The organism is Pontibacter sp. HJ8 (assembly GCF_054824225.1).
Map to the genome: position 1 here is coordinate 1 of NZ_JSYF01000518.1, position 2,472 is coordinate 2,472.

General features: G+C 49.8%; 2 protein-coding genes. Both read right to left on the bottom strand.

What is annotated here, in order from left to right; genetic code table 11:
* Positions 1-246 precede the first annotated feature (246 nt).
* The gene (murA, locus tag OB13_RS18770; protein WP_461491718.1) at positions 247-1,551 is read right to left on the bottom strand and encodes a UDP-N-acetylglucosamine 1-carboxyvinyltransferase; all 1,305 of its coding nucleotides are present in this window, start codon (positions 1,549-1,551) and stop codon (positions 247-249) included.
* A gap of 6 nt (positions 1,552-1,557) precedes the next feature.
* A complete protein-coding gene (locus tag OB13_RS18775) occupies positions 1,558-2,235 on the bottom strand; it encodes a DUF4290 domain-containing protein (RefSeq protein ID WP_461491719.1) in 678 nt (225 codons plus the stop codon).
* Positions 2,236-2,472: the final 237 nt, after the last annotated feature.

Here is a 2,472-nt window from a genome sequence, read left to right on the forward strand (position 1 = left end):
GGGGCAGGGGTGGTTGGACCCGGTGAAGCAAACTCTTTGACTCTGAGTCATACCGTATAATACAGCTATAATAGATAAAGTTACCTCGGCAGCTCAGTGCGCTCCAAAGCCAGAATTAAAAAAAGAGGTAGGAAAGCCCGAACAAATTGGAATAGCTGCAACGCTGAAGACTTTCTTTACTCAATAATCTTAAAACAAAAAGAGCACCTTTACCAGGTGCTCTTTTTGTTTTATAGCAGGTATAGCTTATAATCTTCTGATCTGAGCGCCCAATGCATTGAGGCGGCCATCTATGTTCTGGTAGCCACGGTCAATCTGCTCTACGTTGTCAATGATGCTGGTACCTTCCGCTGATAAGGCCGCAATCAGCAGGGCTACACCTGCACGGATGTCAGGGGAGGTCATGCGGATGCCACGAAGCGGAATCTGCTTGTTCTGTCCGATGATGGTCGCGCGGTGCGGATCACAAAGGATGATCTGAGCTCCCATGTCGATGAGCTTGTCCACGAAGAACAGGCGGCTCTCAAACATCTTCTGGTGAATCAGCACCGTGCCTTTGGCCTGCGTGGCTACCACCAGCGCCACACTCAGCAGGTCCGGCGTCAGGCCGGGCCAGGTATGGTCCGATATGTTGAGGATGCTGCCATCGATATACGTATCTACTTCGTAGCGGTCCTGCGCAGGTATATGGATGTCATCGCCCCGGAATTCCATTTTGATGCCCAGTCGCTGGAACGTATCCGGAATCAGGCCAAGCTCTGGTATCTGGCAATTTTTGATCGTGATCTCAGAGCCGGTCATGGCAGCCAGACCGATGAAAGAACCGATCTCGATCATGTCAGGCAGCATGCGGTGCTCTGTGCCTCCCAGTTTCTCCACACCCTCTATCACGAGCAGGTTAGAGCCGATACCACTGATACGGGCTCCCATGCGGTTGAGCATGCGGCAAAGCTGCTGCACATACGGTTCGCAGGCAGCATTGTAAATGGTCGTTGTGCCCTCTGCCAGCACAGCAGCCATCAGGATGTTAGCGGTACCTGTTACGGAAGCTTCATCCAGCAACATATAAGTACCCTGCAGCCTTTCGGCCGTAACCGTGTAGAAGCTGTCTTCCGAGTCGTATTCAAACCGGGCACCCAGTTTCTCGAAGCCGATGAAGTGGGTATCCAGGCGGCGACGGCCAATCTTGTCACCCCCAGGCTTCGGCATTTTTGCCTTGCCAAAGCGGGCCAGCATCGGGCCAACGATCATCACGGATCCCCGGATAGCGCGTCCATGTTCTACAAAACTATCTGTTTCGAGGTAATCGAGGTCGATGTTGTCGGCGCGGAAGGTATAGGTATCGGCTGATACACGCTCCACGGCAACACCCAGGTCACTCAAGAGTTCGATCAGTTTGTTTACGTCCCTGATATCGGGAATATTGGAAATGGTAACAGGCTCTGCTGTCAGCAGCACAGCACACAAGATTTGGAGTGCCTCGTTTTTGGCACCCTGCGGATAAATGTCGCCGCGCAGCTTATTGCCGCCAATTACTTCAAATGAAGCCATTTAGTACTATTTATTTCTTTGATTGGAAGAAGAAGTTCTGGGGTTTTTCCGGCTGCGGTCACCACGGTTATTATCGTTGCTACGGGTCTGCTGCGGTCGGTTGTTTGGTTCCTGCGGTGATCTGCCCCCAACAGATTCAAACAGGTTATTGCTCTCAATATAGGCCAGGTCCATGTTCAGCTGGCCTTTGGAGATCTGCTGGATATCGCTCAGGATCACGTCATCGGTGATGCTGTCTTTGTTGTAAGACCTGTAAAGCGTTTTCATCAGTTTACCAATGGAGATAATGGCGGCTTCACGTTCTTTCTCGTCTTCCAGCTCGGTAGCCCGCTTGATAAGCAGCTCCACATTCTTGCCATAATGCTTGAAGCGGGGTGTGTTCAGGGGATACTCCATCGGCTGCGGCTTGTCGTTGAGGTATTCCATAGCACTCAGCGGGTAAGGCGCATCGACATCCAGCTTTGATCCGGACATCACATACAGGTGATTCCACAGTTTCTGCGGATAATCCTGTGTTTCGCGCAGCTGCGGATTGAGTTTGGCCATCAGGTTAACCAGCAGGTGCGACTGGCGGGTGCGTTCTGCTCTGTCTTCGAGACTCAGTATGTGATTAACAAGATCCTGTACATTTCTGCCGTATTCGCGCAGCAACAGGTCTTGTTTAAAGGTGGTACTAGCTTCCATTGTTATGAATTACAAATTAAGAATTACGAATTACGAATTTAATATCACGAATTAAAAATTATAGTTATGAATGAAGGTAGATAAAGTGATTCGAGTGTTATTTAATATCTCATACCACTTTCTGATCCATTCCTAATTCTTAATTCCTAATCCGTAATTACCCATGTATGCGCAGTTTGGCAAAACTGAGCAGCAGTGTTTTTTCACCCACCTCATCAAACTGGATGGTCGCCTTGG